The sequence below is a fragment of the Alkalicoccus daliensis genome (assembly GCF_900103955.1).
GTDB lineage: Bacteria > Bacillota > Bacilli > Bacillales > Salisediminibacteriaceae > Alkalicoccus > Alkalicoccus daliensis.
This window is the reverse complement of sequence record NZ_FNIL01000009.1, coordinates 38,902-60,028: the sequence shown is the minus strand read 5'-3', so window position 1 is coordinate 60,028 and position 21,127 is coordinate 38,902. Positions and strand designations below refer to the sequence as shown.

Sequence of the window (21,127 nt, the reverse complement as noted above, 5' to 3'; positions counted from 1 at the left end):
ATGCAGTCATTAAAAGGAAAAACCGCACTTATCACTGGCGCAAGCAGAGGAATTGGAAAGGCTGCAGCGAGAGCGCTGGCAAAAGAAGGTGTTCATCTTGGACTGATCGCTACCTCTCAAAAAAGTCTCCAGGAAATCATAGAAGAGCTCTCAGATGCGGATATCAGTTTTGCTTCTGCAGGAGTAGATATTTCAAAAGAGGAAGAAGTACAACAAGCCGTTAAGCAGCTGGAAGATGAGCTTGGCGCTTTTGATATCATTATTAATAATGCCGGTATCGGAACAAAAGGTGATTTTTTGGATATTTCCACAGAAGAGTGGGAAAAAGTATTTCAGGTAAATGTAATGGGAACGGTGCATATTACGAAAGCTGCGCTGCCGGGTATGATGAAAAAAAATAAAGGGGACATTATTAATATCTCTTCCATGTCCGGGTTAAAAGGAACAAAAGGATCCAGCGCCTACAGTGCTTCAAAATTCGCTGTTCTTGGTCTCAGTGAATCTTTAATGCAGGAAGTGCGCCACTATAACATACGAGTCAGCGCTTTAACACCCAGCCTGGTAGAAACAGACTTAACCAGAGGGGATGGGGAAAGAAATCCTGATAAGTTCATGCAGGCCGAAGACTTAGCAGAATACATGGTCTCCCAGTTGAAATTGGAACAGCGTACCTTCATTAAAACCGCTGCAATGTGGGGGACGAATCCTTTTTAATATGTTTCTCTGAAAAAAAGCTGCTATGGAAAGAGAATGTGGAAGTTTTTCTCTTTTCTCCGTTTAAATATTAGTAAACTAATATTTATATTTCTAGTGATTCTTGAATCTCTCTTTTTTTAGCGTTACGCTTATATCAAATCTCATTTTGGTTGGAACTGCAGAAATATTACAGGACACTCTTTTCCCCTTAGTAAATTATCGAAGGAAAACGCCATGAAACTCTAAACTGCCCAGCCCGGCTTGTTTAGAGAATAAATTGACCGGCCCTGCCCCGCCGGCTACCTTCTTACCTTTGAAAAAGTTCTGGGAATACTCTGCAGTTCACAAAAAAGAAGCCTTCCCCAGGCTTCTTTTTTATATGTTATTCACTCATTTATTTTAAAGGCTCTCTTGTAAGCGGCATGCTCATACAGCGCGGTCCTCCTCTTCCTCGTACAAGTTCAGAACTCTGCACTTCGATTACCTCTATTCCGTTTTCCCTTAACAGATCGTTAGAGACGTAATTTCTTTCGTAAGTTACTACGCTTCCTGGAGCTATTGCGAGTGTGTTGGAGCCATCGTTCCACTGCTCTCTCGCAGAGGCTATTTTATCTTCTCCCCCGCAAGGAATTAAATTCACTTCTGAAAGCTTTAATACTTCCTTCAGCGTTTCTTTTAAATTGGTTCTTTTTGAAATGCGCAGCGGGTCCCCTCTTTCCAGAATAAAGATATTCATATGTCCATCCTTATCCACCACCTGGGCGTGCGTAGTAAACTGATCATAATCAACCATTGTAAATACAGTGTCTAAGTGCATAGAAGCGCGTTTTTTAGGAATTTCCACTGCTACAACTTTTTCCACTTTGCTGTTTCCATTGAACAGGTTTTTCGCAATATGCTCTACAGCTCTTGCGGAAGTTCTTTCACTCACCCCAATTGCCAGGACCGATTCACTCAATACGAGTTCATCTCCCCCTTCAATAGGAAAGTCAAAGTTTCGATCCATCCAGACAGGAGTGTCCGCAGAAGCAAAACGAGGGTGATGATGAATGATATGCTCTACAAACAGAGATTCACGCTGCCTTGCATGCTGGCTCATCGGATTAATGGAAATGCCGGAACCGATTCCTGCAGCGGGATCCCTGGTAAAGTAAAGATTCGGCATAGGATCCAGATAAAATGGATAGTGACGGGACATCATTTCATATAAATGCTGTTTCTTTTGTTCCTTCAGGTCCTCTTTTAATACACCTGCGATCATACTGTCAATCAGCTGCTTTGAATCCATTTCCAGCAAATAATTTTTCAGTGCTTCAGATGATCCATTCGCTGTTAAACGGGATTCCTGCAGCATTCGGTCTACAAACAATCTTTTTACTTCTTCTGTCTCAAAAGTGTCGATCATTAATTGGTCAATATAAAGAACTTCAATATCTCTCTGCCGCAATGCATCTGCAAAAAAATCATGCTCTTTCTGCATTGCGGGAAGATAAGGAATATCATCAAATAAAAGCTGCTCCATCGAGTCGGGTGTTAAGTTTTCAATTTCTTTTCCCGGTCGGTGCAGCAGAACAGAAGTCAGTTTTCCTATTTCAGAGTTAATTTGAATTGGCTGTTTCATACGGTCTCCTCCTGATACTCATTTCTTACAGCTTATCTTTTATACGAGATTAATTACATTCTTCTGTCAGGTTATCTTTCTTATTCTATGCTTCTGATAAAAGAACCTAAAAGAATAAGCATACAAAACAGAATATCTTTGTATTTTCCCTTTCTTCTACTGTTAAAAACTCTTTCCTTTCGATATATTTCACGAAATTTACCATGCACTTTTTATAAAGACATAAAAAACAGCCGTGCCCTTTTACTTTTCAGGCACGGCTGTTCAGCACTAATTATAATATTTTCTGCAAATACAGCATTTAATTTGTTTCCGTACGCGCCAGACTTTTCACTCTTGCTTCTGTTTCTTTCATCTGTGCGCCGATCCATGAATTCTGCTCATTTAAATTTTCAATTGTTGCACTTACCTCTTCTGCTCCAGCAGAAGCTTCTTCTATGACAGAAGCAAAATCTGAAGTAGTAGCATCAATTTTCTTTGAGGTTTCTTCTGTAGAAGCAGCCCGCTGGCTAAAGAATTTTAATGTCTGCTGGATCTCACTCATCACACTTTCCAGCTCCTGCAGTGCCGTTCCCACGGAAGTGGTTCGTTCTTTTTGAGAAGTAACTGTCTGGCTGCTTTTCTTCATTTGCACAAGGGCTTCTTCATTCGTACTGTTAACTTCCCGCAGATTTGCAGTGATTTTTTCTGCTGCAGTGTTGGAGGTTTCTGCAAGCTTACGGATTTCGTCCGCCACCACAGCAAATCCCTTCCCTGCTTCTCCTGCTCTTGCTGCCTCTATAGAAGCATTTAAAGCGAGTAAATTCGTTTGCACGCTCACTTGAATAATATCCTCAGATAAAAGATTTGTTTCCTGAATTTTTTCGGTAAGCCGCTGGAAATTCGAATTTAATTCATACAGTTCTTTTTCATAGGCTTCCATTTCCTGATTTAATTCTCTGGAACGCTCTACTGCTTCTTTCGTACCTTTTTCTGCAGAGATAGATACTGCTGCAAGCTTGTCAGCTTCTGAACGAATGTGCTGCATACTGTCAGTCATATTAGATGAGTCTGTGGAAATTGACTGGATCTGCTCACTCTGCGAAGTCGTCCCTACAGCGATTTCATTTACTGCAATCGCCATTTCTGACTGTGCAGATATATTATCCTGAATTCTGCTGCTCATTTCTGAGATTTCATTTACAAGATGATTCACCTGTTCCTGCAATTCATGGCGTTCTGCTTCTTTCTCAGCTGCGTCTTTTTCACTTTGCTGCAAATAAAGATCAAGCTGTTTTGTTTGTTTCAGACTAAGACTGAGAATCGCATAGGCAAGTATTCCGGCAAGCATATAAGAGATAAAAATTGTCGGAAGGTTTGCCTGCAGTTCAGCAGCGTTCACTGTACTGAAATAAGCATTAATAATATGTCCCGCAGCTCCTGCAATAAAGCCAATGAAAAATACATAGCGGTATAAATGAACCGTCGACAAGAAAAGCAGCGCAAAATAAATTGTTCCTACGCCGAAGCCGCCACCCATAATAAAAATCGCTGCTGTTGCAAAACTATAAGCAATAATTACTAGAAATATAGGAAAATAGGAAGGCTTATGCAGTAAATAGGTAAAAAGACAGTAAATGATGACGATAGTGAACAATAACCCCAGGTAAATAACCATTGTGACCCACTGCTGTGTAAATAAATTAAGTAAAGACCCTGCTACAAGAGCCAGGCTAAAAAGGCAGACCGCAATTAAATTTTTCGTCTTCAAATCAATCAACTTCAATTCTGATACACTTCTCACCAAAAACACGCCCCCTATTAGGTAATTTGAATTATGATAAATGATACTCTTCTTATCATATGAAATAAATGTATAAATGAAAAGAGTTTTTTAAATTATTTGAATTAATTTTTCATCTCGTATTGAATAGTTATTTCAAATATAGAATGAAATAATTGACATAATTTTATTTTGATATATACTTATATACATAACTATATAACCTTATAACTAAAGGTGGTGATATTGAATGAGCAGAGATTTTCATTCTAAAAAGCCTATTTTTAAACAGATCAAAGAAGAAATTGAAGACCAGATACTGGATGATCGGCTGCAGGAAGGGGATAAAGCCCCTTCCACAAATGAGCTCGTAGCTTTTTATAAAGTTAATCACCTTACCATCGCGAAAGGCGTTACCGAACTCGTAGAGGAAGAAATATTATTTAAAAAAAGAGGTGTCGGTATGTTTGTATCGGAAAAAGCAAAAGAAAAACTTATTGCTAAACGCCGCAGAGTGTTTGCAGAAGAGCACATTACTGAGTTTTTAAGAGAAGCAGAGAAGCTTCATATATCTGAGGAAGAGTTAATTTCTTTAATCCGTGAAAAGAAAGGGAGACTTTACAATGACTATGAAAATTGAGCTGGACCATGTAAATCTTATTTACGGCAGGCAGACGGCTTTAACTGATATTTCTTTCAGTATTCATCAGCCGGGAATTTATGGATTACTCGGCAGAAATGGGGCGGGAAAAACTTCTCTCCTTTCGCTCCTCGCTAACTATAAAATGCCAACGAGCGGTTCACTTACGCTGAATGATGAAACATTATTTGAAAATGTGCAGCAGACACAGCACGTGCACTTTACTTTCCAGAGAAAATTTGAAGATGAATATGAGAAAGGAAAAGATATATTAAATGAGGCGTCGAAGTTTATGCCGAACTTTGATCTTGATTTCGCCTTCTCTTTAGCTGATCGATTCCAGCTTGACCTGAAGAAACCGATGCATAAACATTCCACAGGGATGGCTTCGATTTTTCAGGTGATTAAAGGAATGGCCACGAAAGCTCCCATTACTATTTTCGATGAAGCCTATACCGGGATGGACGCCCCTGCAAGGGAGCTTTTCTATGAAATAATTCTTGAGGAGCAACTGAAGGATCCGCGCATCATTCTGTTGTCCACACATTTAATTTCAGAGATGGAGCATTTGTTTGATGAAGTTATTATCTTACACAAAGGAAAACTCCTGCTTCATAAAGGCTATGAAGAGCTACTGTCACAAGGAGCTTCCATCACCGGCGAAGCATCAAGAGTAGATCGTCTCTCAGCCAATATGAAGGTATTAAAAGAACAGCAGCTTGGAGGGACCAAATCAGTTATTGTTTTTGAAGAACTTAACGACGCATTAATACAGGAAATAGAAAATGAGGGGCTCAAAATTGGCAATGTGACTGTACAGGATGTATTTACGAATTTAACGAAAGGAGCGGAATCAGATGAATGAAATAAAAAGAAACACCGGCAACTTATATTTTCAGCAGCTGAAATGGCTGTACTGGTTTGTCGGGATAATAGCACTGATTCGGATCGGCATGTACTTTATAGAAATTTATTTTCCAGAGACAGAAACCCCTCTTACTTCATTTGTTGAATTTGCTTATCAATCCAATAAAATTTTCATGCTTGTGGCTGGTCTTATGTCTGTATATGTGTTTCTCGGAATGTTTATAGAATACGGAAAGACGAGAAAATTGTTTTTTCAATCTTCTATCACAGCGTTTGTTCTTGTAGCTCTTACTCTTACAGTACTTGTTTTTCTTATCAGCGGCCTGGAACATCTGATTCGCCCGGGTCTCCCTGCCGTTTCAGCGATCAATGAAACAACCATGCTGACTTACAGTATTTCCGCTTTTTTCACTTACTCTTTCACGCTCATGCTCTACTATGCTCTCGGCATGATAATTACTTCAGGGTTTTATCGTTTTGGCTGGCTGAGAGGACTTGGTTTTGTAGCAGCAGGTTTATTTATTCTCCTGCTGGAGAGCATTATCTGGGAGACGGAATTTGCTTTTTTCGGCACCGGTTTACATCAATTTGATGTACCAATTCCCCTGGCTTTACTTCTCACTCTCGGCCTTACTGCTCTGACGAGTGCGGCTGTACTCCAGATAATTAAAAAGACACCTGTGAAATTAAAATAATAGCCCACTAAAAAGAACTGTTCTGATTGCTTACCAGAACAGTTCTTTCAGGTATTAAAAGATATTAATATTAGCGCTTTTCACAGGTATACTTCCAGCCGGAAATTACTCCTGCCCTGCCATTTGTTCTTCTCTTTCTCCTCTGCGGTAATTTCTTTATAAAGAAAAGTGCAGACTGCAGTATAAAATAATGTAAGCAGCAAGAGCAAAAGTTTCCTTGACTAAGTCTGGTATTTTTTCTTTTTTAGAGATGCCAAAGAATCACCCTTTCTTTAAAGGAGCTGTATGGCTGCTGCGAGCAGGAAGATAAGAAGCGCCGCAAGTCCGGCGATAGCTGCAATATAAACTTTTTCCGGCACTCTTGTTTCTCCCTTTTCCTGAGCATGGCTTATCGTAGAGAAAGAACCCGGTTTTGAGGCTCCGAACAGTGTAGGTTTACTTCCTCCTTTTATTTTCATCAATTGAACTAACAAGGGGATAAAAAGAAGAGCAATTACTATTAAGCTTGTAATCACGAATACTTCCATACTGTTCAAATAGTAAGCTGCAGCTCCAATAATGCCAATAATTGCTGCACCTGCGCCCACGGCTCCCAATATCTTATTCATTATATTTCCTCCTAGTTTAAATGTCTGTTTTTAATTCATCCAAACGCATTTCTCCTGGTGCAAGCACTTCTTCTGCCTGCAGAGCTCATTACTTCCTTCTATTTCAAAGATCCATTTTCCTCCTATTTTCCCTGGTTTCGCCTGTGAATTCCCATAAAAAAATAATTCTATGGTACTTTTTCTTTAATGGCTGCCTTGAAAATAAAATTTTGCTGAAAAGAAGTAATAATACTGCTTCACTTTCGGAGAGGCTTCCCCAAGGGCTTGCCGGGAGGGGAGCATCTTGACATACCTTCTAATAAAAAGCTGTTTTCAAGGCAGCCTTAAATTATAAAAAGCCCCTCCAATAAATTTTCATCTCATGAAGGGGCAGTAATTTTATTTTCAGCGGAAGCTTTTTTCTAGTTCGTCAACTAAAGATCCCACATATGCGACTGCTTTCTGTATTGGTTCTTTCGTTGTCATATCGACCCCTGCCAGCTGCATTAACTCAAGCGGTTTTTTCGTACCTCCCGCTTTTAATGCGGCGATCCAATTCTCCACTGCAGGCTGTCCTTTTTCCTGAAAAATCTGGGCGGCTGCTGTGGAAGCTGTAAGACCTGCAGAATAAGTATAAGGGTATAATCCCATATAATAATGCGGCTGCTTCATCCAGGTAAGTCCTGCACCTTCATCTACTTCTACCGCATCTCCCCAGAACGATGAAATTACATCATGCTTCTCCTTATTCAATAAGCTGGCTGTGATCGGTGTATCCTGATCCGCATGCTTATACACACGACGCTGGAGTTCCCCTTCGAGTATGTGGGTGACAAAATTGTGATAATAAGTGCCGAGGGACTGTAAAATAACCCAGCGCCTCATACGAACATCATTCGATTTTTTTAGAATATGCTGGCTGAGGAGCATTTCATTCATCGTTGACGGCGCTTCAATAAAGTACAGTGAAGGGCGTGTATTGGAAATGCGCTGATAGCGTCCTGCAAGGCTAAAGTGGCCGGCATGTCCTAATTCATGCGCGAGGGTAAACGCATCCCGCATGGAATTATTCCAGGTAAGCAGAATGTAGGGATGCACACCGTAAGGGCTTGAACAAAAAGCTCCCGAGCGTTTCCCATGATTGTTTGCACGGTCCACCCAGCGTTCATCAAGTGCTTTTTTCATAAAATCCATATATTCCGGTCCCATTACCTGCAGGGACTCCAGTACAAGCTCTCCTGCTTCTTCGTAAGTCATTTCCGGATCAAAATCAGGATCTAACGGTGCTTTTAAATCTGCATACGTCATCTGCTCCAGACCTAATACCCGCTGCTTCAGCGCAGCAAAGCGACGCATATGAGGGGCAAGCTCTTCCTGGATAGTGTCAAGCTGGCGGTGATACATATCTTCTGAAACCTGCTGCTCAAGCAGCAGCATTTCGGTGACAGAACCGTAACCTCTCAGACGTGACTCGATTACCTGCTTTCTTACTTCTGTCGCATAAGTTGCAGCATATGTACTTTGGTAGGAACGAAGAGTCTCCGTGAAAGTTTTATATGCTTCGCGGCGAACCTCTGCGCTTGTATCTCCCTCATATTTATCAAAAGTGTTAAACGTCAGCGGATGTGTTTTTCCGTCACTGGTAGTAAAGGAAGGAAAACGCATATCCGAAGTTTTACTGCGTTCATAGATCATAAATGGGGCCTCATGAATTTCACTGAACGAAGCAAGAATATTTTCCGCCTCTGCAGAAAGTTGATACGGCTTTTGTTCAAACAAATCTGCCAGTGTTTTATGAAAATCTTCCAATGCAGGTTCTTCGTTCAGGAAGGATTGGAGGGTGCTTTCATCTAATGCTAAAATTTCTGATTTTATAAAGGAGGTTTTCGCTTTTACCTCGGCAGCCAGACTGTTTATTTTTGATGAATTGGACTGATTTTCCGGATCTCCGCCATCGGATGATTCTTTTAAGCTTGCATAGGTTGCTACACGTACAAGCTGTGTATAAAGAGAATCCCATGCTTCCAGGCAGTTCAGCAGGTCAGTTGCACTTTCACCCACTCTATTCTTATAAACAGTGACTTTTTCAAGTGCTTTCGGCACTGCTTCCACTTCACTTTTCCATATTGCCTCACTTTCAAATAAATCCTTTAAGTTCCAGGTTTCTTCTTCAGGAATTTGATTCCGATGTAAGGTTTCTTTTACCATGTGCTGCCTTCCTCCTTTAAAATAATTTCGAATATTTCGACTTACGAAACTATTTATCAGTATAAAGCAATTTTGTACTCATGAAAAGCGAAGGCTCCACCTATTAACACGGATCGTTAACAGAGCCTTTATTTTAATAATTTATGGTCTTTCCCGAAAGAATTTCTTTAGGCAGGCTGAGCTATCTTTTATCCTTCCTGTCTTTCTTCCAGATCAAATAATTCATACCCAGCTTCGTAAGCTCTCATATAAGCGAGCACATCTTCCACATACCAGTCTGCTCGATTGTAATCATAGACAGCCCCTTCGAGATCTCCATCAGCTGCACCGGCAAGTGCAAGATAATTTGCCGCACTGAAAACAGCATCTTCTATATCAAAAGGATCTGCTTCTCCGCTTCCCGAAGCATCCACACCGTATCCGCCGTATCGCTCAATTGCTTCCGGGTCTGTTTTTTCTTCTTCCGGAATGTCTCCCAATCCTAACTCTCCACAGGTCGGATGCCCCCATCCAGTCCAGGTGCAGGGCATAAACTGGAGATGTCCCTCCGCACCTGCCGGACTTATAAGGGGATCCATGGTAGAAAATATTGTTTCCACCCGGTGAAGGGCAGCAAGGAGCTCCCAGGGAACATCATATTCTGCTTCCGCTTCCTGGTATACATCAATAAATTCCTGCGGCACCTCCTCCTGTGCAATATATATTTCTCTTTCCTCCTCTACAGGGAGCTCTTCTTCTACTTCATTATCAGAAGTGTATACGGACATTGCATACAGCAGCACGAAAAAAATTGCTGCGATTGCAAGTACGAAGGTTACGCCACTGCTCATGTATATTAACTTTTTCATTAATTCCCCTCTTTTTGTCTGCTTATTTTTAAAGTGTTGGATTTATAGTTCTTTTCCATATTAACAAATGAATTGCTGTACGATAACTTATACGTTAAAGACGGTTATCATGTTACATACTGATGAAAGAAATCTTTGTATTTATCAGAAATATGACAATTATATTATTATTAGGTAACTTTTGCATATTTTTATCTTTTTCATCTTATGATAGACATTAGAGAGAACGTGGAAAGGTTGAGACACATGAGAATTTTAATACTTCTAATTTTTTTAGCAGCTGTTTCCTTCGGCTGTAAGTCAGCAGATATATATGAAATTATTCCAGAACTTACAAATGAAGATTCACTTCATGCTATTGTACTTATAGAAGAAACTGAAGACGAAAACAACCATCCATATTTCAATGCGCTTATTGATATCAGCTCCTCCAAGCTGCTGAAAACGCATGTAGTTGCAGCTTCAGACCATCCGGAGGTCCCGTTACATTTTGAAGCTGAGTCACTCCCATGCCTTATTTTATTTGAAGCTGGAGAAGTAGTGATGCATATTGATGATGTCAATGATACCAGCGAACTGCTGCAAATGCTGCAGGGGAATTTAATGAGGTTCACCCGTCAGGCGAGCGATACCGGTGTATAACTGCGCCTAAAGACTTCATATACAGAGCTTCCCCCAAAAAATAAGGAGAGACAGAAGAATTATCTTCTGACTCTCCTTATTATCATTTATTCTATCCCGGCAAGTGTGCTTGCTCCGTACTCAGCGATCCATTCGCTCGGCTCATTCAGTGTGATAGTTTCACCTTCATATTCTGCTTCCAGCATCCATTCACCTGCTGCAGTAAATTCAACTGCTGTGTCTGCTCGTGTGATTTCAGTTTCTACACTGGATTCATTCCAGGTCAGATAGTCCGGACCTTCAAAATTCGTTTCTGCATTGTCTACTCCTTCAAAGGACGGTACACGGGATTCGTCTTCCAGATCTCCTCCCATTTCATAAGAGAAACTTACCGTCATCCTTGGATCAGCACTGCTTTCTTCTGTTCCGGGAATAAGATAATGCCCCTCTGCTTCCCCTGATTCTTCAATTTCACCTGCCTGTGGAGATTCTTCAAACGGGAGGACTGCCCCTTCCTGCAGATTGGATATCATCATGAATACTTCTTCCAATTCTTCCTGGGAAATTTCCGGAGCACTTCCATCTCCCTCTTCGGTTGTGAGTTCAAGATCGTATTCAGCAGCCAGGTCTTCTGCTTCTCCCCCCGCTTCTTCCTCATTGCTGTTCTCATTCTCAGCGTTCGTATCTTCTGTGTTAGCTGCATTTTCTTCAGCAGCGTTTTCGTTCTGCTCGTTGACGTTTTCTCCGGTATTGTTATTTTCTTCATTTTCGGGAGAGCAGGCTGCCAGCGCCATTGGCACGACAGCCAGTGCTGCAATTGTTAAAGCTGATTTTTTCATTTAATACACCCTTTTCTGAATTATTTTTCCACTATAATTATAGACATAAAATTGGGTGAAAAAATCCATTTAAAATCTAAAAAAATGTAAAAAAGTATGAAATGCAATATATACAGTTACTAAGGTTTGTTAATTCCATATAAATTTTTGCTGAAAATCTATGAGAATTCCTACTGTTTCTAAAATAATTTTATTCCCATTATCTTACTGTATGTCGCTGTACATCCCTCTTTGTAGACAGCTTGATAAATTCCTGCAGCCCACTTTCAAAGTTGAATAATCATTTATTTGTTTCTTTTCCTTTAGTAATACTCCGATCTAAATAAAAGGAAATTGCTGTGCATAAAACTCCAATTACTACGAGAGTGCCAAAAAAAGCATCCTCATTTATCACAGCGGCTATTCCTGCTCCAAGTGTCAGCACTCCTGATATCATCCAAAGCCAGCGGAAATAATTCATTTTCGAAATCCCCCCGTCTATAATTTCTGCGCTTTTCTTAAGTATGTTCCCCTTCTTTACTTCTATCACACGTGAGTGTGCTTCTGCAGCAGCGTTCGTCATTGATTGTACTTCATCGTGGCATCAGTTAAGGCTTCGACTCTGCCGAGTGCTAATCACTTTTTTAACAGCCTTGCTTCCTCTGCCAGACTTTATTTTGCGGCGCAATTGGCAGGAGGACTTTGTTTATATAACCCGAGCCAATTTCATAATTACATTTTCAAGGAGAATTGACGAACGTTCATTGACAATAAACATTTAATGTTCGTTTTTAATAGGTATTCCGTAGTAACAGACGGTGACTCCCGGAGGATCAGCGCTGTCTGAAGATCCAATAGGACGAAGGTTTTTATCGTCCTATTTAGCTGAAGACAAGCCCTCGGGAAAGCATCCGTCTATAACGAAGGGACCCTCTATTGTTCGTTTTAAATTATCTGATTTTTTATTATGAAATTGCCTCAACCCCACTAATTTTTTACACATTATTATAGTATATTTTGGGAGAATTTCTTGAAGGAAAGGGTATTTGGTTGATATTAACAGTATTTACTTTCTAAGAGAGGAGAAACAATCTTATGAGCCCTAATGAAGTAGGCCTGGCATTTGTTATTTTAGGTGTATTTATCATCATCGGAAAATGGATTCGTGTTTACTCCAGATTGCTGCAGAAATTATTTTTACCTTCTTCAATTATTGCAGGAATGATTGCTTTATTGGTAGGACCGGAAGTACTTGGCAGTATTGTTGCTGCTTTTGCACCAGATCATCCATTGGCACAGGGGCTGCTGCCTGATTTTATTATAGAGGTATGGGCAGCTCTCCCTGGATTATTTATTAATATCGTATTCGCTTCTTTATTTCTGGGAACTACTCTTCCCAGCTTAAAAAAAGTGTGGATTATTGGAGGACCGCAGCTTGCTATGGGGCAGATGGTTTCCTTTGGGCAGTATGTCTTTGGGCTGCTGCTTGTTATTCTCATACTTACTCCCTTTTTCGGTACTAATCCATTGGCAGGGGCGCTTATTGAAATAAGTTTTGTCGGGGGACACGGTACTGCAGCCGGATTAGGAGACACTTTTAATGATCTCGGTTTTGCAGAAGGCTATGATCTTTCCGTGGGGCTTGCTACGATTGGTATTTTAAGCGGTGTTATTATCGGTATTATTTTAATTAACATAGGGGCACGCAGGGGCACTGCAAAATTCGTCGGGGGTAAAGCTTCTTTATCTGATCAGGGGAGAAGCGGTATTGTTGAGCTGCATAACAGAGATGCGAGTGCTGATATGACTACCCGGCCGGAGTCTGTAGATCCATTTTCTCTCCATCTGGCTTACGTTGGACTTGCGATAGGGATAGGTTTCTTGCTGCTGGAAGCGCTCGTATGGCTGGAAGAAGTAACCTACGGTGCAGCAACCGATGTTTATCTATTCGAATATGTTCCGCTGTTTCCGCTTGCTATGATCGGGGGGATTATCGTGCAGCTGTTTTCTGACCGGTATGACCGGTTTAAAGTAATTGACCGGAAAACTATTAACCGTATTGGCGGCTTATCGCTGGATATTTTGATTGTCAGTGCGCTGGCTACCATTTCCATTGCAGTTATCGGAGATAATCTGGCTGCATTCTTACTGCTGGCAGCGGTAGGTATTGTATGGAACGTTTTTGCTTTTCTTATCCTGGCTCCCAAAATGATACCCACCTATTGGTTTGAAAGGGGCTTAGGTGACTTTGGGCAGGCAACAGGTATTGCGGCAACCGGTTTATTGCTGATGAAAGTAGCAGACCCGAACAACGAATCTCCAGCGATGGAAGGTTTCGGATATAAACAAATTTTGTTTGAGCCTTTCGTGGGCGGTGGCCTGGTTACAGCTGCGGCAATGCCCTTAATCTTTCAGTTTGGTGCGGTACCTTTCTTAATTGGATCTGTACTGATGACGCTTTTCTGGCTGATCTTCGGTATCTTCTATTTCGGGAAAAAGTAAACAAGCTGCTGTGCGCTGTTTTGTTTAAAGCTCCTGCCCGGATAATAGGCAGGGCCATATCATTAAAATAAAAGTAGACAAAAAGCAGAGAGCCTCTTGCTCTCTGCTTTCCAGCGTGTTTATAAAGTAAGAACTTTTGTATTTTTATGATTTGCTGTGTATAGGTTCTCCTCCGCTTTCCGGCGGAAGCTTGCCGTGGGGCTAGTCTTCAGCTATTTGCAATGCCTGCCGGCATTACAAAGGATCTTCAGACTGCGCTTAATCCCACTGGCGTCACCGCCGGGCGCTATGGAGAAAAGTTATTTCCGAAGAAAAAGTGTTCGTAGCTCTGCGGTTTCGTATAAAACCATTGCCTCCCTTAATCATACTGCAGTGGCAGAAGAGTCGATACCTGGAGGATTTGAACGATTCTTATATCTTCCCAGGTCTTCTTACTAGGAAGATATAGTAAGCATGCGCGAAACCAGCCAATGATCTTGATATTACTGGAAAGAGCTCTTTGCTTTTCAGTAATTTGGCTGCGTGAAGCCATACTCCTCTTTTAAGAAGGCAGGTTCGCGGAGAGGGTTCCCTTCGGAAAGCGAACCTTCGGAGACAAAAGCATAGCAGCACATATTTATACAGAAAAAAACTTATTCCACAGCCTGAAAAGCAGAGAGCCTTTTGCTCTCTGCTTTCTTTATTCAATAGACTATTTACTGTAATTTTTTCTTTCCTTCTTTAATCCAGTTGATGAGTCCCCCTTCAACGAGAACTTCCACCTGGCGTTTCGATAAAGCGTGTTCCAGTTCCATCTTTTTATCTTTCTTTGCAATATAAGCTGGAATATCATTTCCTTTTTCGAGTGAATTTCTGATATCTGTTACTTCGATAACATCACCCAGCTGTAAATCATCGTAGTCTGCTTCATTTTTAAAAGTAAGAGGTAAAACACCAAAGTTTACAAGGTTCTGCCAATGAATCCTTGCGAAGTCCTTAACGATGACTATACGCAGCCCCAGAAACCTCGGAGCAAGTGCTGCATGTTCCCGGCTGGAACCCTGGCCATAGTTTACCCCGCCGATAATTGCATGCCCCTGCTCATATTCCATTTCTTTTGTCCGGTCATAATATGTTTCATCCAGCATTTCAAAAGAAAACTTACTGATTTCCGGCAGATTACTGCGGAAAGGAAGTACACGGGATCCGCCGGCAAGAATGTCATCAGTAGACACATTATCTCCCAGCTTTAAGATTACCGGAACTTTTAATTCATCAGGCAGCTTTTCCATTTCTGGAATCGCTGCAATATTTGGTCCGCGCTGCAGTTCTATCTTTTTAGCTTCTTCGAGTGGCAGAGGATCTGTAAGAAGCTTAAAGTCCAGCTTTGGCTCATCAGGATCTTTCACTTTCGGATAAGGCATTTCCAAAGTACGCGGATCTGTAATTTTTCCTGTTAACGCAGAAGCTGCTGCAGTTTCAGGACTGCACAGGAAAACACTGTCTTCTTTCGTTCCGGACCTGCCGGGAAAGTTACGCGGCGTCGTACGAAGGCTGTTCCTTCCGGTAGCAGGCGCCTGCCCCATACCAATACAGCCGTTACAGCCTGCCTGGTGCAGTCTTCCTCCAGCAGCGAGCAGACTGGCTACATGTCCATCTGCCACTAGATCTGCAAGCATCTGTCTTGAGGTTGGGTTAATATCAAATGAAGTACCGGCAGCAATTGCTTTCCCTTTTACAATTTCTGCTGCTACTGCAAAGTCACGATACCCCGGATTCGCTGAGGAACCAATATAAGATTGATATATTTCCTCTCCTTCCACTTCTGTCACAGGCACTACGTTGCCGGGACTGGAAGGTTTTGCGATTAAAGGCTCCAATTCAGAGAGATTCACAGTTTCTTCGAAATCATAAACTGCATCTTCATCCGCTTTCAGTTCAATCCAGTCTTCTTCGCGCTTTTGACTTTTCAGAAACCGTTTAATTTCTTCATCAGATGGAAAAACGGTTCCTGTAGCACCAAGCTCTGCTCCCATATTTGCGATCACGTGCCGGTCCATTGCACTGAGATTTTCAAGGCCTGGACCATAGTATTCCATTACCGTTCCTACACCGCCTTTAACATCATGCCGGCGCAGCAGTTCCAGGATGACATCTTTTGCACTTACCCAGTCAGGTAAATTTCCAGTTAAGTAAATCCCCCATACTTTCGGCATCTTTACATTAAAGGGTTCCCCTGCAATCGCCTGTGCTACATCAATGCCTCCTGCTCCCATCGCAAGCATGCCCATACATCCATTTGCACATGTATGGCTGTCTGAACCTAATAATGTCTGCCCGGGCTTAGCCAGGCGCTGCATATGAACAGGATGACTGACGCCGTTGCCGGCAGCACTGAAGTGCAGCCCGAATTTCTTCGCCGCGCTCTCCAGAAACAAGTGATCGTCCGGGTTTCTGCTGTCTGCCTGGATCATATTATGATCCACATACTGTGCGGATGCCTCTGTCTGCGCACGTTCGACACCCATCGCTTCCAGTTCAAGCATTACCATCGTCCCAGTAGCATCCTGCGTCAGTGTTTGATCAATCTTTAGCCCGATTTCTTCTCCAGGATTCATTTCGCCAGTGACCAGATGATCTTTAATAATTTTTTGTGTTACGTTTAATCCCATCTTTTCGGCCTCCTTCAAAAGTTATTGTCTTTTACTATTCCTTAGAAAAGTAAAGTCAAAACATGCGAAATTAAGTCTGTTTCTTCTTTATAAAGATCCGTTCAGATAAGCAGTGACAAAACAGGTTTCATCAGCTGCAGCTGGTAAATTATAATAAACTTGAAAATTCAGCGTGCATGATCCAGGGAAATTTCTCTTGCTTTATTTTTTTCTATAAAAGGTATTACTATGTAAGTGATATCTTTTCAAAGGAGGATTTCTATGCTGCAGGAAGTATATCCATATCTCATTTTATTATTCATCGGCTACTTAGTTTATACACTCGATCAAAAAAAAGAAGCATTTCCTGCTCCTCCAGTTCTCGTACTTATTGGCCTGGCTTTATCGGTGATACCGGTATTTTCTCAGCTCGCGATTTCTGAAGAATTTATATATCATGTGATGCTGCCTGCATTATTATTTGTAAGTGCCTATCAATTTCCAACTTCCATGCTGAATCGGTATAAAAGTATGATTATTTGTCTCAGCACTTTCGGTATTGCAGCTGCAATACTGCTGACTGGCATCGCTATTTATGCCACTGCAGGATTTTTTATTTCCCTAAGTTTTGCGGCGGCCATTTTAATTGCGGCAATTCTTACTCCCACAGACCCTGTTTCTGTAGTGAATATTCTTTCCGCTGATTTAAATGATGAGCTCGTCACCTCTGTGGTAGAGGGGGAGTCTATGATAAATGATGGGACGAGCATCGTTGCTTTTACACTTATTCTCAGCTGGTATACCCAGCAGCAGCCTCCCGGGTTTCTCGAAGCAGGGACGGAACTGCTCTTCGTCTCTCTCGGCGGTGTTGCAATCGGGTTCATAGGCGGGTGGCTTTTTAGCCAGGCAGTTCATTTCACCCATGAACAGAGCTATCAAATTATGCTGAGCATTGTCCTGGCCTATGCTGTGTTTCTCCTGGCGGAGGCTGTGCACGTCTCAGGAGTCCTGGCTGTAGTGACAGCCGGCCTGGTGCTTTCACACACTTTTTATCAAAGTAAAAAAGAAGCGCATTTTCGAGAGGCCCTGGATGGATTCTGGGAAATCCTGGAGCTGTCGATTCTGTCACTTCTTTTTCTCTTTATCGGTATTCTTGCTGCTCCGTCTTTACTTCACAGCTACTGGGTACTTGCAGGAATCCTGTTTATCTATATGGTGGTGCTGCGGTGGGCTACTGTAGAAGGAGTCCTTATGCTTGCACCTTCCAAGCACTCCTCTTCCCGCAAAGAACGATTTCTTATAAGTATTTCCGGTGTGAAGGGAGCTATTTCCGTCTACCTCATCTTAAAAGTACAGGAAGCTGGCGGATCCGCAAGTGAAGTAATAGTAGCAATCAGTTTCAGTATCATTATTCTTTCTCTCCTGGTGCAAAGTTTTGCCATCCATCCGGTCGCAAAATATATGGAGAGAAAATGATTATTCTCAGTGAGAGAGAGCAGCCTGCTTTTTCAGCTGCTTATTTCTCGCTGCAAAAATCTCATTATGAGAGGATACCATAGCTTTTGCATTTGCATCCGGTTCGAGATATGTTTTCACTGCATTTACAGCGTTTGCTGCATCCTGAAACGCGCCGGCAAGCAGATTTAATTTACCCTCATGGTCCATCACATCCCCCGCAGTGAAAATACCCGGTATATTCGTTTTACCATTTGCATCGGCAGTAATTCTCTGATGCTCCGACATTTCCAGGCCGAGAGAACTTTCCTTAAGAAATGCAAGTTCCCGTTCATATCCGTGGTTAACGAGTACGTGATCCACTTCCATTATCTTGCCTGCTTCCTCTCCGCACTTTAATTCTACCTGCTTTATCAGCGTTCCTTCCTCATCTGCAATCAGTCTCTGAATAGAGGTAAGAAATTGACAGTCTATCGTGGAGCACATTAATTTTTCCACTTCAGATTCATGCGCCTTCAGTGTTTCATTCCGGCAGCTGAGAATAACATTTTTCGCAATACCTTCCAGTTCGTTTGCCCAGTCGATTGCTGCGTTCCCTCCACCGGAGATAAGAACTGTTTTATCTTTAAATGTCTTTAAAGACTGCACAGTGTAGTGAAGGTTCGTAATTTCAAAACGTTCGGCTCCCTCCACTTCCAGCCGCTGCGGAGTAATAATTCCTCCCCCTGCTGCGATTACCACGCTGCGTGACAGCAGGCTTTCTCCTTCTGCCGTAATCACTTCAAATATGCCATCTTCTCTTTTTTTAATATCTTCCACAGTCGTTTGAAGCATTACTTCAGGATCGAAGGTAAGGCCCTGGGCAATTAAATTTTTTCTGAATCCTTCTCCAGTAACCGGCGGCACCCCTCCGACATCCCATATCATCTTTTCAGGGTAAAGACGAACTTTACCGCCGAGTTCTGCCTGTGATTCAACGATTCTTGTCTGCAGCCCTCTTACACCGCTGTAAAATGCAGCATATAGACCAGCCGGGCCTCCACCAATTACGGTTACGTCTTTTATTGTCATTTCCAATCATCCCTTCATTGCTTCAGATTATACTGGGACACTCTTGACAGTGCCGTTAATTCTCAATTCGTCAGGTATAATTCCTTCATATTTAAAAGAATGTTTTTCCCGAAATCCAGTTGACAACCGTTCTCATTCGTCTTATGATATTCATTGTAACTGAAACTGAGAATCATTATCAATTGTTTTTTCAATTAATTTGAAAGGCGGTAGGAAAATGAGCAGAATTCAAGCAGCTTCTATTGACGTAAGCTACGGGGATACCCCTATCATAGAAAATCTTTCTGTACAGATACCAGATGGGCAGATCACTACCATCATCGGACCGAATGGCTGTGGCAAGTCTACTTTACTGAAAGCCTGCACCCGGCTTCTGCCCGTTCATAAAGGAAGCATTACAATTGACGGCAGAGCTGTCCATGAGATGCCTTCCAAAGAATTAGCCAGGCAGATGGCAATTCTTCCACAAACACAGCAGGGGGCAAATGGGTTAACTGCTTACGAGCTTGTTTCCTACGGCAGATTTCCGCATCAGCGTGCTTTTGGGCGTCTTTCCAGATTGGACCGGGAAAGAATAGACTGGGCCATGGAAGTGACTGGAACGAGCGAATTTAAAGACCAATTGGTTGATGGCTTGTCCGGAGGCCAGCGGCAGCGTGTATGGATTGCTATGGCGCTTGCACAGGATACAGAATTAATTTTTCTTGATGAACCTACTACTTACTTAGATATGGCTCACCAGCTTGAAGTACTGGAACTTCTGGAGAAACTTAATAAAGAAGAAAACCGTACGATTGTTATGGTGCTCCACGACCTAAACCAGGCTGCACGATTCTCAGATTTTCTGATCGCAATGAAAAAAGGAAAAGTAGTAAAAACAGGAACAAGTGACACTGTGATAGAAGCAGATGTTCTGCGCCATGTTTTTAATATAGAAGCACTTATAGGAAAAGACCCGCGCACAGGGTGCCCAATGTGCATGACATATCACTTACTTAAAGAGGAGAATGAAAATGAAACGTACGATCATGGTTACTACTCTATCGCTGCTCGCGCTTAGCATGACAGCATGCGGCGATTCCGGCAGCAATGCTGCAGATAATAATGGAACTGCAGACAATAACAGCGTAAACGTAAACAATGCAGCCGATGAAAATACGAATGAAGAAGCTGCGTCCAATAATGAAGATGCTAATGCCGAAGAAAATGAAAGCAGCTCTGATACCATTGTTTATGAATCTGAAAATGGCCCGGTAGAAGTTCCTGCTGATCCTCAGCGCGTAGCTGTATTATCAACTTTTGCAGGGAACGTGATGGCGCTTGATGTACCACTCGTCGGTGTAGACTCATGGAGCATGAATAACCCGCAATTTGAAGAACAGCTCGAAGGTGTAGAAGAAGTAACGGATGAAAGCCTTGAAAAATTAATCGAACTTGAGCCCGACCTTATTCTCGGCCTGAATAATATTAATAATGTTGAACAGCTGGAAGAAATTGCACCGGTAGTTACTTTTGAATACGGTGCCGTTGATTATCTGGAGCAGCATATTGAAATAGGAAAAGTCCTGAACAAAGAAGAAGAAGCCTCTGCTTGGGTAAACGATTTCCGCGAAGAAGCGTCTGCTTTAGGTGAAGAAATTAAAGCGGAAATCGGCGAAGATGCAACGATTTCTGTATTTGAAAACTTCGATAAGCAGCTGTATGTTTTCGGCGATAACTGGGGACGCGGCACAGAAATTCTTTATCAGGAAATGGAAATTGGCATGCCGGAGAAGGTAGAAGAAATGGCTTTGGAAGAAGGTTACTATGCACTATCTGCAGAAGTACTTCCTGAATTTGCGGGAGACTACATGGTGTTCAGTAAAGTAGCAGATACGGATAATTCTTTCCAGGAAACAGAAACATATCAAAATATTCCTGCGGTAGCTGAAGGAAATGTAATTGAAGTAGATGCCATGTCCTTTTACTTCAATGACCCTGTGACACTTGAGTATCAGCTGGATGTTTTTGAAGAAGAATTCCTAAAATAAATTCTGTTTTAAATACGAAAAGCTGTCTGCTTTCTCCTCGACAGAGAAGCTGGACAGCTTTTCGACAACTTATACT

At 41.9% G+C, this 21,127-nt stretch carries 18 protein-coding genes; 9 read left to right on the top strand and 9 right to left on the bottom strand.

Annotated elements, in window-relative coordinates; all coding sequences use genetic code 11:
* Positions 1-714, top strand: coding sequence for a 3-ketoacyl-ACP reductase (locus tag BLP92_RS13150; RefSeq protein ID WP_090843425.1), 714 nt, complete (start codon positions 1-3; stop codon positions 712-714).
* 376 nt (positions 715-1,090) lie between these two features.
* Here the strand turns inward: BLP92_RS13150 and arcA are convergent, their stop codons facing one another.
* Both arcA and BLP92_RS13140 read right to left on the bottom strand, forming a co-directional pair.
* The gene (arcA, locus tag BLP92_RS13145) at positions 1,091-2,317 is read right to left on the bottom strand and encodes an arginine deiminase (RefSeq protein WP_090843424.1); all 1,227 of its coding nucleotides are present in this window, start codon (positions 2,315-2,317) and stop codon (positions 1,091-1,093) included.
* Positions 2,318-2,618: 301 nt separating this feature from the next.
* Positions 2,619-4,100: a methyl-accepting chemotaxis protein gene (locus BLP92_RS13140; protein WP_139148956.1), complete on the bottom strand. Its 1,482-nt coding sequence runs from the start codon at positions 4,098-4,100 to the stop codon at positions 2,619-2,621.
* 229 nt (positions 4,101-4,329) lie between these two features.
* Here BLP92_RS13140 and BLP92_RS13135 point away from each other — a divergent pair, with 229 nt between their 5' ends.
* From BLP92_RS13135 to BLP92_RS13125, 3 genes are read left to right on the top strand one after another with little or no spacing between them, the layout of a single operon-like run.
* Entirely contained in the window at positions 4,330-4,719 is a 390-nt protein-coding gene (locus BLP92_RS13135; protein WP_090843422.1) for a GntR family transcriptional regulator, read from the top strand.
* On the top strand, positions 4,703-5,584 hold the full coding sequence (locus tag BLP92_RS13130) for an ATP-binding cassette domain-containing protein (protein ID WP_090843421.1): 882 nt from the start codon (positions 4,703-4,705) through the stop codon (positions 5,582-5,584). Before BLP92_RS13135 ends, BLP92_RS13130 begins: the two co-directional genes overlap by 17 nt.
* The gene (locus BLP92_RS13125) at positions 5,577-6,281 is read left to right on the top strand and encodes a hypothetical protein (protein ID WP_090843420.1); all 705 of its coding nucleotides are present in this window, start codon (positions 5,577-5,579) and stop codon (positions 6,279-6,281) included. The genes BLP92_RS13130 and BLP92_RS13125 overlap by 8 nt, the downstream gene beginning before the upstream one ends.
* Positions 6,282-6,553: 272 nt before the next feature.
* On the opposite strand, the gene BLP92_RS13120 is transcribed toward BLP92_RS13125, so the two are convergent.
* The 3 genes from BLP92_RS13120 to BLP92_RS13110 all read right to left on the bottom strand — a co-directional run bounded on the left by BLP92_RS13120 (position 6,554) and on the right by BLP92_RS13110 (position 9,924).
* Entirely contained in the window at positions 6,554-6,889 is a 336-nt protein-coding gene (locus tag BLP92_RS13120; protein ID WP_090843419.1) for a hypothetical protein, read from the bottom strand.
* A gap of 384 nt (positions 6,890-7,273) precedes the next feature.
* Entirely contained in the window at positions 7,274-9,076 is a 1,803-nt protein-coding gene (gene pepF, locus BLP92_RS13115; protein WP_090843418.1) for an oligoendopeptidase F, read from the bottom strand.
* A 188-nt stretch (positions 9,077-9,264) separates the two neighbouring features.
* Entirely contained in the window at positions 9,265-9,924 is a 660-nt protein-coding gene (locus tag BLP92_RS13110; RefSeq protein WP_090843417.1) for a lytic transglycosylase domain-containing protein, read from the bottom strand.
* Between the two features lie 246 nt (positions 9,925-10,170).
* On the opposite strand from BLP92_RS13110, the gene BLP92_RS13105 reads away from it, so the two are divergent.
* On the top strand, positions 10,171-10,566 hold the full coding sequence (locus tag BLP92_RS13105) for a thioredoxin domain-containing protein (protein ID WP_090843416.1): 396 nt from the start codon (positions 10,171-10,173) through the stop codon (positions 10,564-10,566).
* Positions 10,567-10,652: 86 nt separating this feature from the next.
* On the opposite strand, the gene BLP92_RS13100 is transcribed toward BLP92_RS13105, so the two are convergent.
* Together BLP92_RS13100 and BLP92_RS13095 are read right to left on the bottom strand one after the other, a co-directional pair.
* Positions 10,653-11,384, bottom strand: coding sequence for a hypothetical protein (locus tag BLP92_RS13100; RefSeq protein WP_090843415.1), 732 nt, complete (start codon positions 11,382-11,384; stop codon positions 10,653-10,655).
* A 280-nt stretch (positions 11,385-11,664) separates the two neighbouring features.
* On the bottom strand, positions 11,665-11,946 hold the full coding sequence (locus tag BLP92_RS13095; protein WP_090843414.1) for a hypothetical protein: 282 nt from the start codon (positions 11,944-11,946) through the stop codon (positions 11,665-11,667).
* 512 nt (positions 11,947-12,458) lie between these two features.
* On the opposite strand from BLP92_RS13095, the gene BLP92_RS13090 reads away from it, so the two are divergent.
* Positions 12,459-13,865: a sodium/glutamate symporter gene (locus BLP92_RS13090; protein ID WP_090843413.1), complete on the top strand. Its 1,407-nt coding sequence runs from the start codon at positions 12,459-12,461 to the stop codon at positions 13,863-13,865.
* A 695-nt stretch (positions 13,866-14,560) separates the two neighbouring features.
* On the opposite strand, the gene BLP92_RS13085 is transcribed toward BLP92_RS13090, so the two are convergent.
* Positions 14,561-16,516, bottom strand: coding sequence for an aconitate hydratase (locus BLP92_RS13085; RefSeq protein ID WP_090843412.1), 1,956 nt, complete (start codon positions 16,514-16,516; stop codon positions 14,561-14,563).
* Between the two features lie 261 nt (positions 16,517-16,777).
* Here BLP92_RS13085 and BLP92_RS13080 point away from each other — a divergent pair, with 261 nt between their 5' ends.
* A complete protein-coding gene (locus BLP92_RS13080; protein WP_090843411.1) occupies positions 16,778-17,971 on the top strand; it encodes a cation:proton antiporter in 1,194 nt (397 codons plus the stop codon).
* Positions 17,972-17,977: 6 nt separating this feature from the next.
* Here the strand turns inward: BLP92_RS13080 and BLP92_RS13075 are convergent, their stop codons facing one another.
* Positions 17,978-19,021 carry an NAD(P)/FAD-dependent oxidoreductase gene (locus BLP92_RS13075; protein WP_090843410.1) on the bottom strand — a complete coding sequence of 348 codons (1,044 nt, stop codon included), beginning with the start codon at positions 19,019-19,021 and terminating at the stop codon, positions 17,978-17,980.
* 217 nt (positions 19,022-19,238) lie between these two features.
* Between BLP92_RS13075 and BLP92_RS13070 the strand changes: the two genes are divergently transcribed.
* Positions 19,239-20,081 carry an ABC transporter ATP-binding protein gene (locus tag BLP92_RS13070; protein WP_090843409.1) on the top strand — a complete coding sequence of 281 codons (843 nt, stop codon included), beginning with the start codon at positions 19,239-19,241 and terminating at the stop codon, positions 20,079-20,081.
* Positions 20,035-21,051, top strand: a complete 1,017-nt coding sequence (locus tag BLP92_RS13065; protein WP_244516848.1) for an iron-hydroxamate ABC transporter substrate-binding protein — start codon at positions 20,035-20,037, stop codon at positions 21,049-21,051. The genes BLP92_RS13070 and BLP92_RS13065 overlap by 47 nt, the downstream gene beginning before the upstream one ends.
* The last annotated feature ends 76 nt before the right edge of the window (positions 21,052-21,127 follow it).

Excerpts from the sequence above, each read along its gene's own strand:
- BLP92_RS13150 (WP_090843425.1), top strand. The coding sequence starts at position 1 with ATGCAGTCATTAAAAGGAAAAACCGCACTTATCACTGGCGCAAGCAGA.
- BLP92_RS13125 (WP_090843420.1), top strand. The coding sequence starts at position 5,577 with ATGAATGAAATAAAAAGAAACACCGGCAACTTATATTTTCAGCAGCTG.
- BLP92_RS13130 (WP_090843421.1), top strand. The coding sequence starts at position 4,703 with ATGACTATGAAAATTGAGCTGGACCATGTAAATCTTATTTACGGCAGG.
- BLP92_RS13100 (WP_090843415.1), bottom strand. The coding sequence starts at position 11,384 with ATGAAAAAATCAGCTTTAACAATTGCAGCACTGGCTGTCGTGCCAATG.
- BLP92_RS13090 (WP_090843413.1), top strand. The coding sequence starts at position 12,459 with ATGAGCCCTAATGAAGTAGGCCTGGCATTTGTTATTTTAGGTGTATTT.
- BLP92_RS13095 (WP_090843414.1), bottom strand. The coding sequence starts at position 11,946 with ATGACGAACGCTGCTGCAGAAGCACACTCACGTGTGATAGAAGTAAAG.
- BLP92_RS13135 (WP_090843422.1), top strand. The coding sequence starts at position 4,330 with ATGAGCAGAGATTTTCATTCTAAAAAGCCTATTTTTAAACAGATCAAA.
- BLP92_RS13070 (WP_090843409.1), top strand. The coding sequence starts at position 19,239 with ATGAGCAGAATTCAAGCAGCTTCTATTGACGTAAGCTACGGGGATACC.
- BLP92_RS13105 (WP_090843416.1), top strand. The coding sequence starts at position 10,171 with ATGAGAATTTTAATACTTCTAATTTTTTTAGCAGCTGTTTCCTTCGGC.
- BLP92_RS13120 (WP_090843419.1), bottom strand. The coding sequence starts at position 6,889 with ATGAATAAGATATTGGGAGCCGTGGGCGCAGGTGCAGCAATTATTGGC.
- BLP92_RS13080 (WP_090843411.1), top strand. The coding sequence starts at position 16,778 with ATGCTGCAGGAAGTATATCCATATCTCATTTTATTATTCATCGGCTAC.
- BLP92_RS13065 (WP_244516848.1), top strand. The coding sequence starts at position 20,035 with ATGAAACGTACGATCATGGTTACTACTCTATCGCTGCTCGCGCTTAGC.
- arcA (WP_090843424.1), bottom strand. The coding sequence starts at position 2,317 with ATGAAACAGCCAATTCAAATTAACTCTGAAATAGGAAAACTGACTTCT.
- pepF (WP_090843418.1), bottom strand. The coding sequence starts at position 9,076 with ATGGTAAAAGAAACCTTACATCGGAATCAAATTCCTGAAGAAGAAACC.
- BLP92_RS13075 (WP_090843410.1), bottom strand. The coding sequence starts at position 19,021 with ATGACAATAAAAGACGTAACCGTAATTGGTGGAGGCCCGGCTGGTCTA.
- BLP92_RS13085 (WP_090843412.1), bottom strand. The coding sequence starts at position 16,516 with ATGGGATTAAACGTAACACAAAAAATTATTAAAGATCATCTGGTCACT.
- BLP92_RS13110 (WP_090843417.1), bottom strand. The coding sequence starts at position 9,924 with ATGAAAAAGTTAATATACATGAGCAGTGGCGTAACCTTCGTACTTGCA.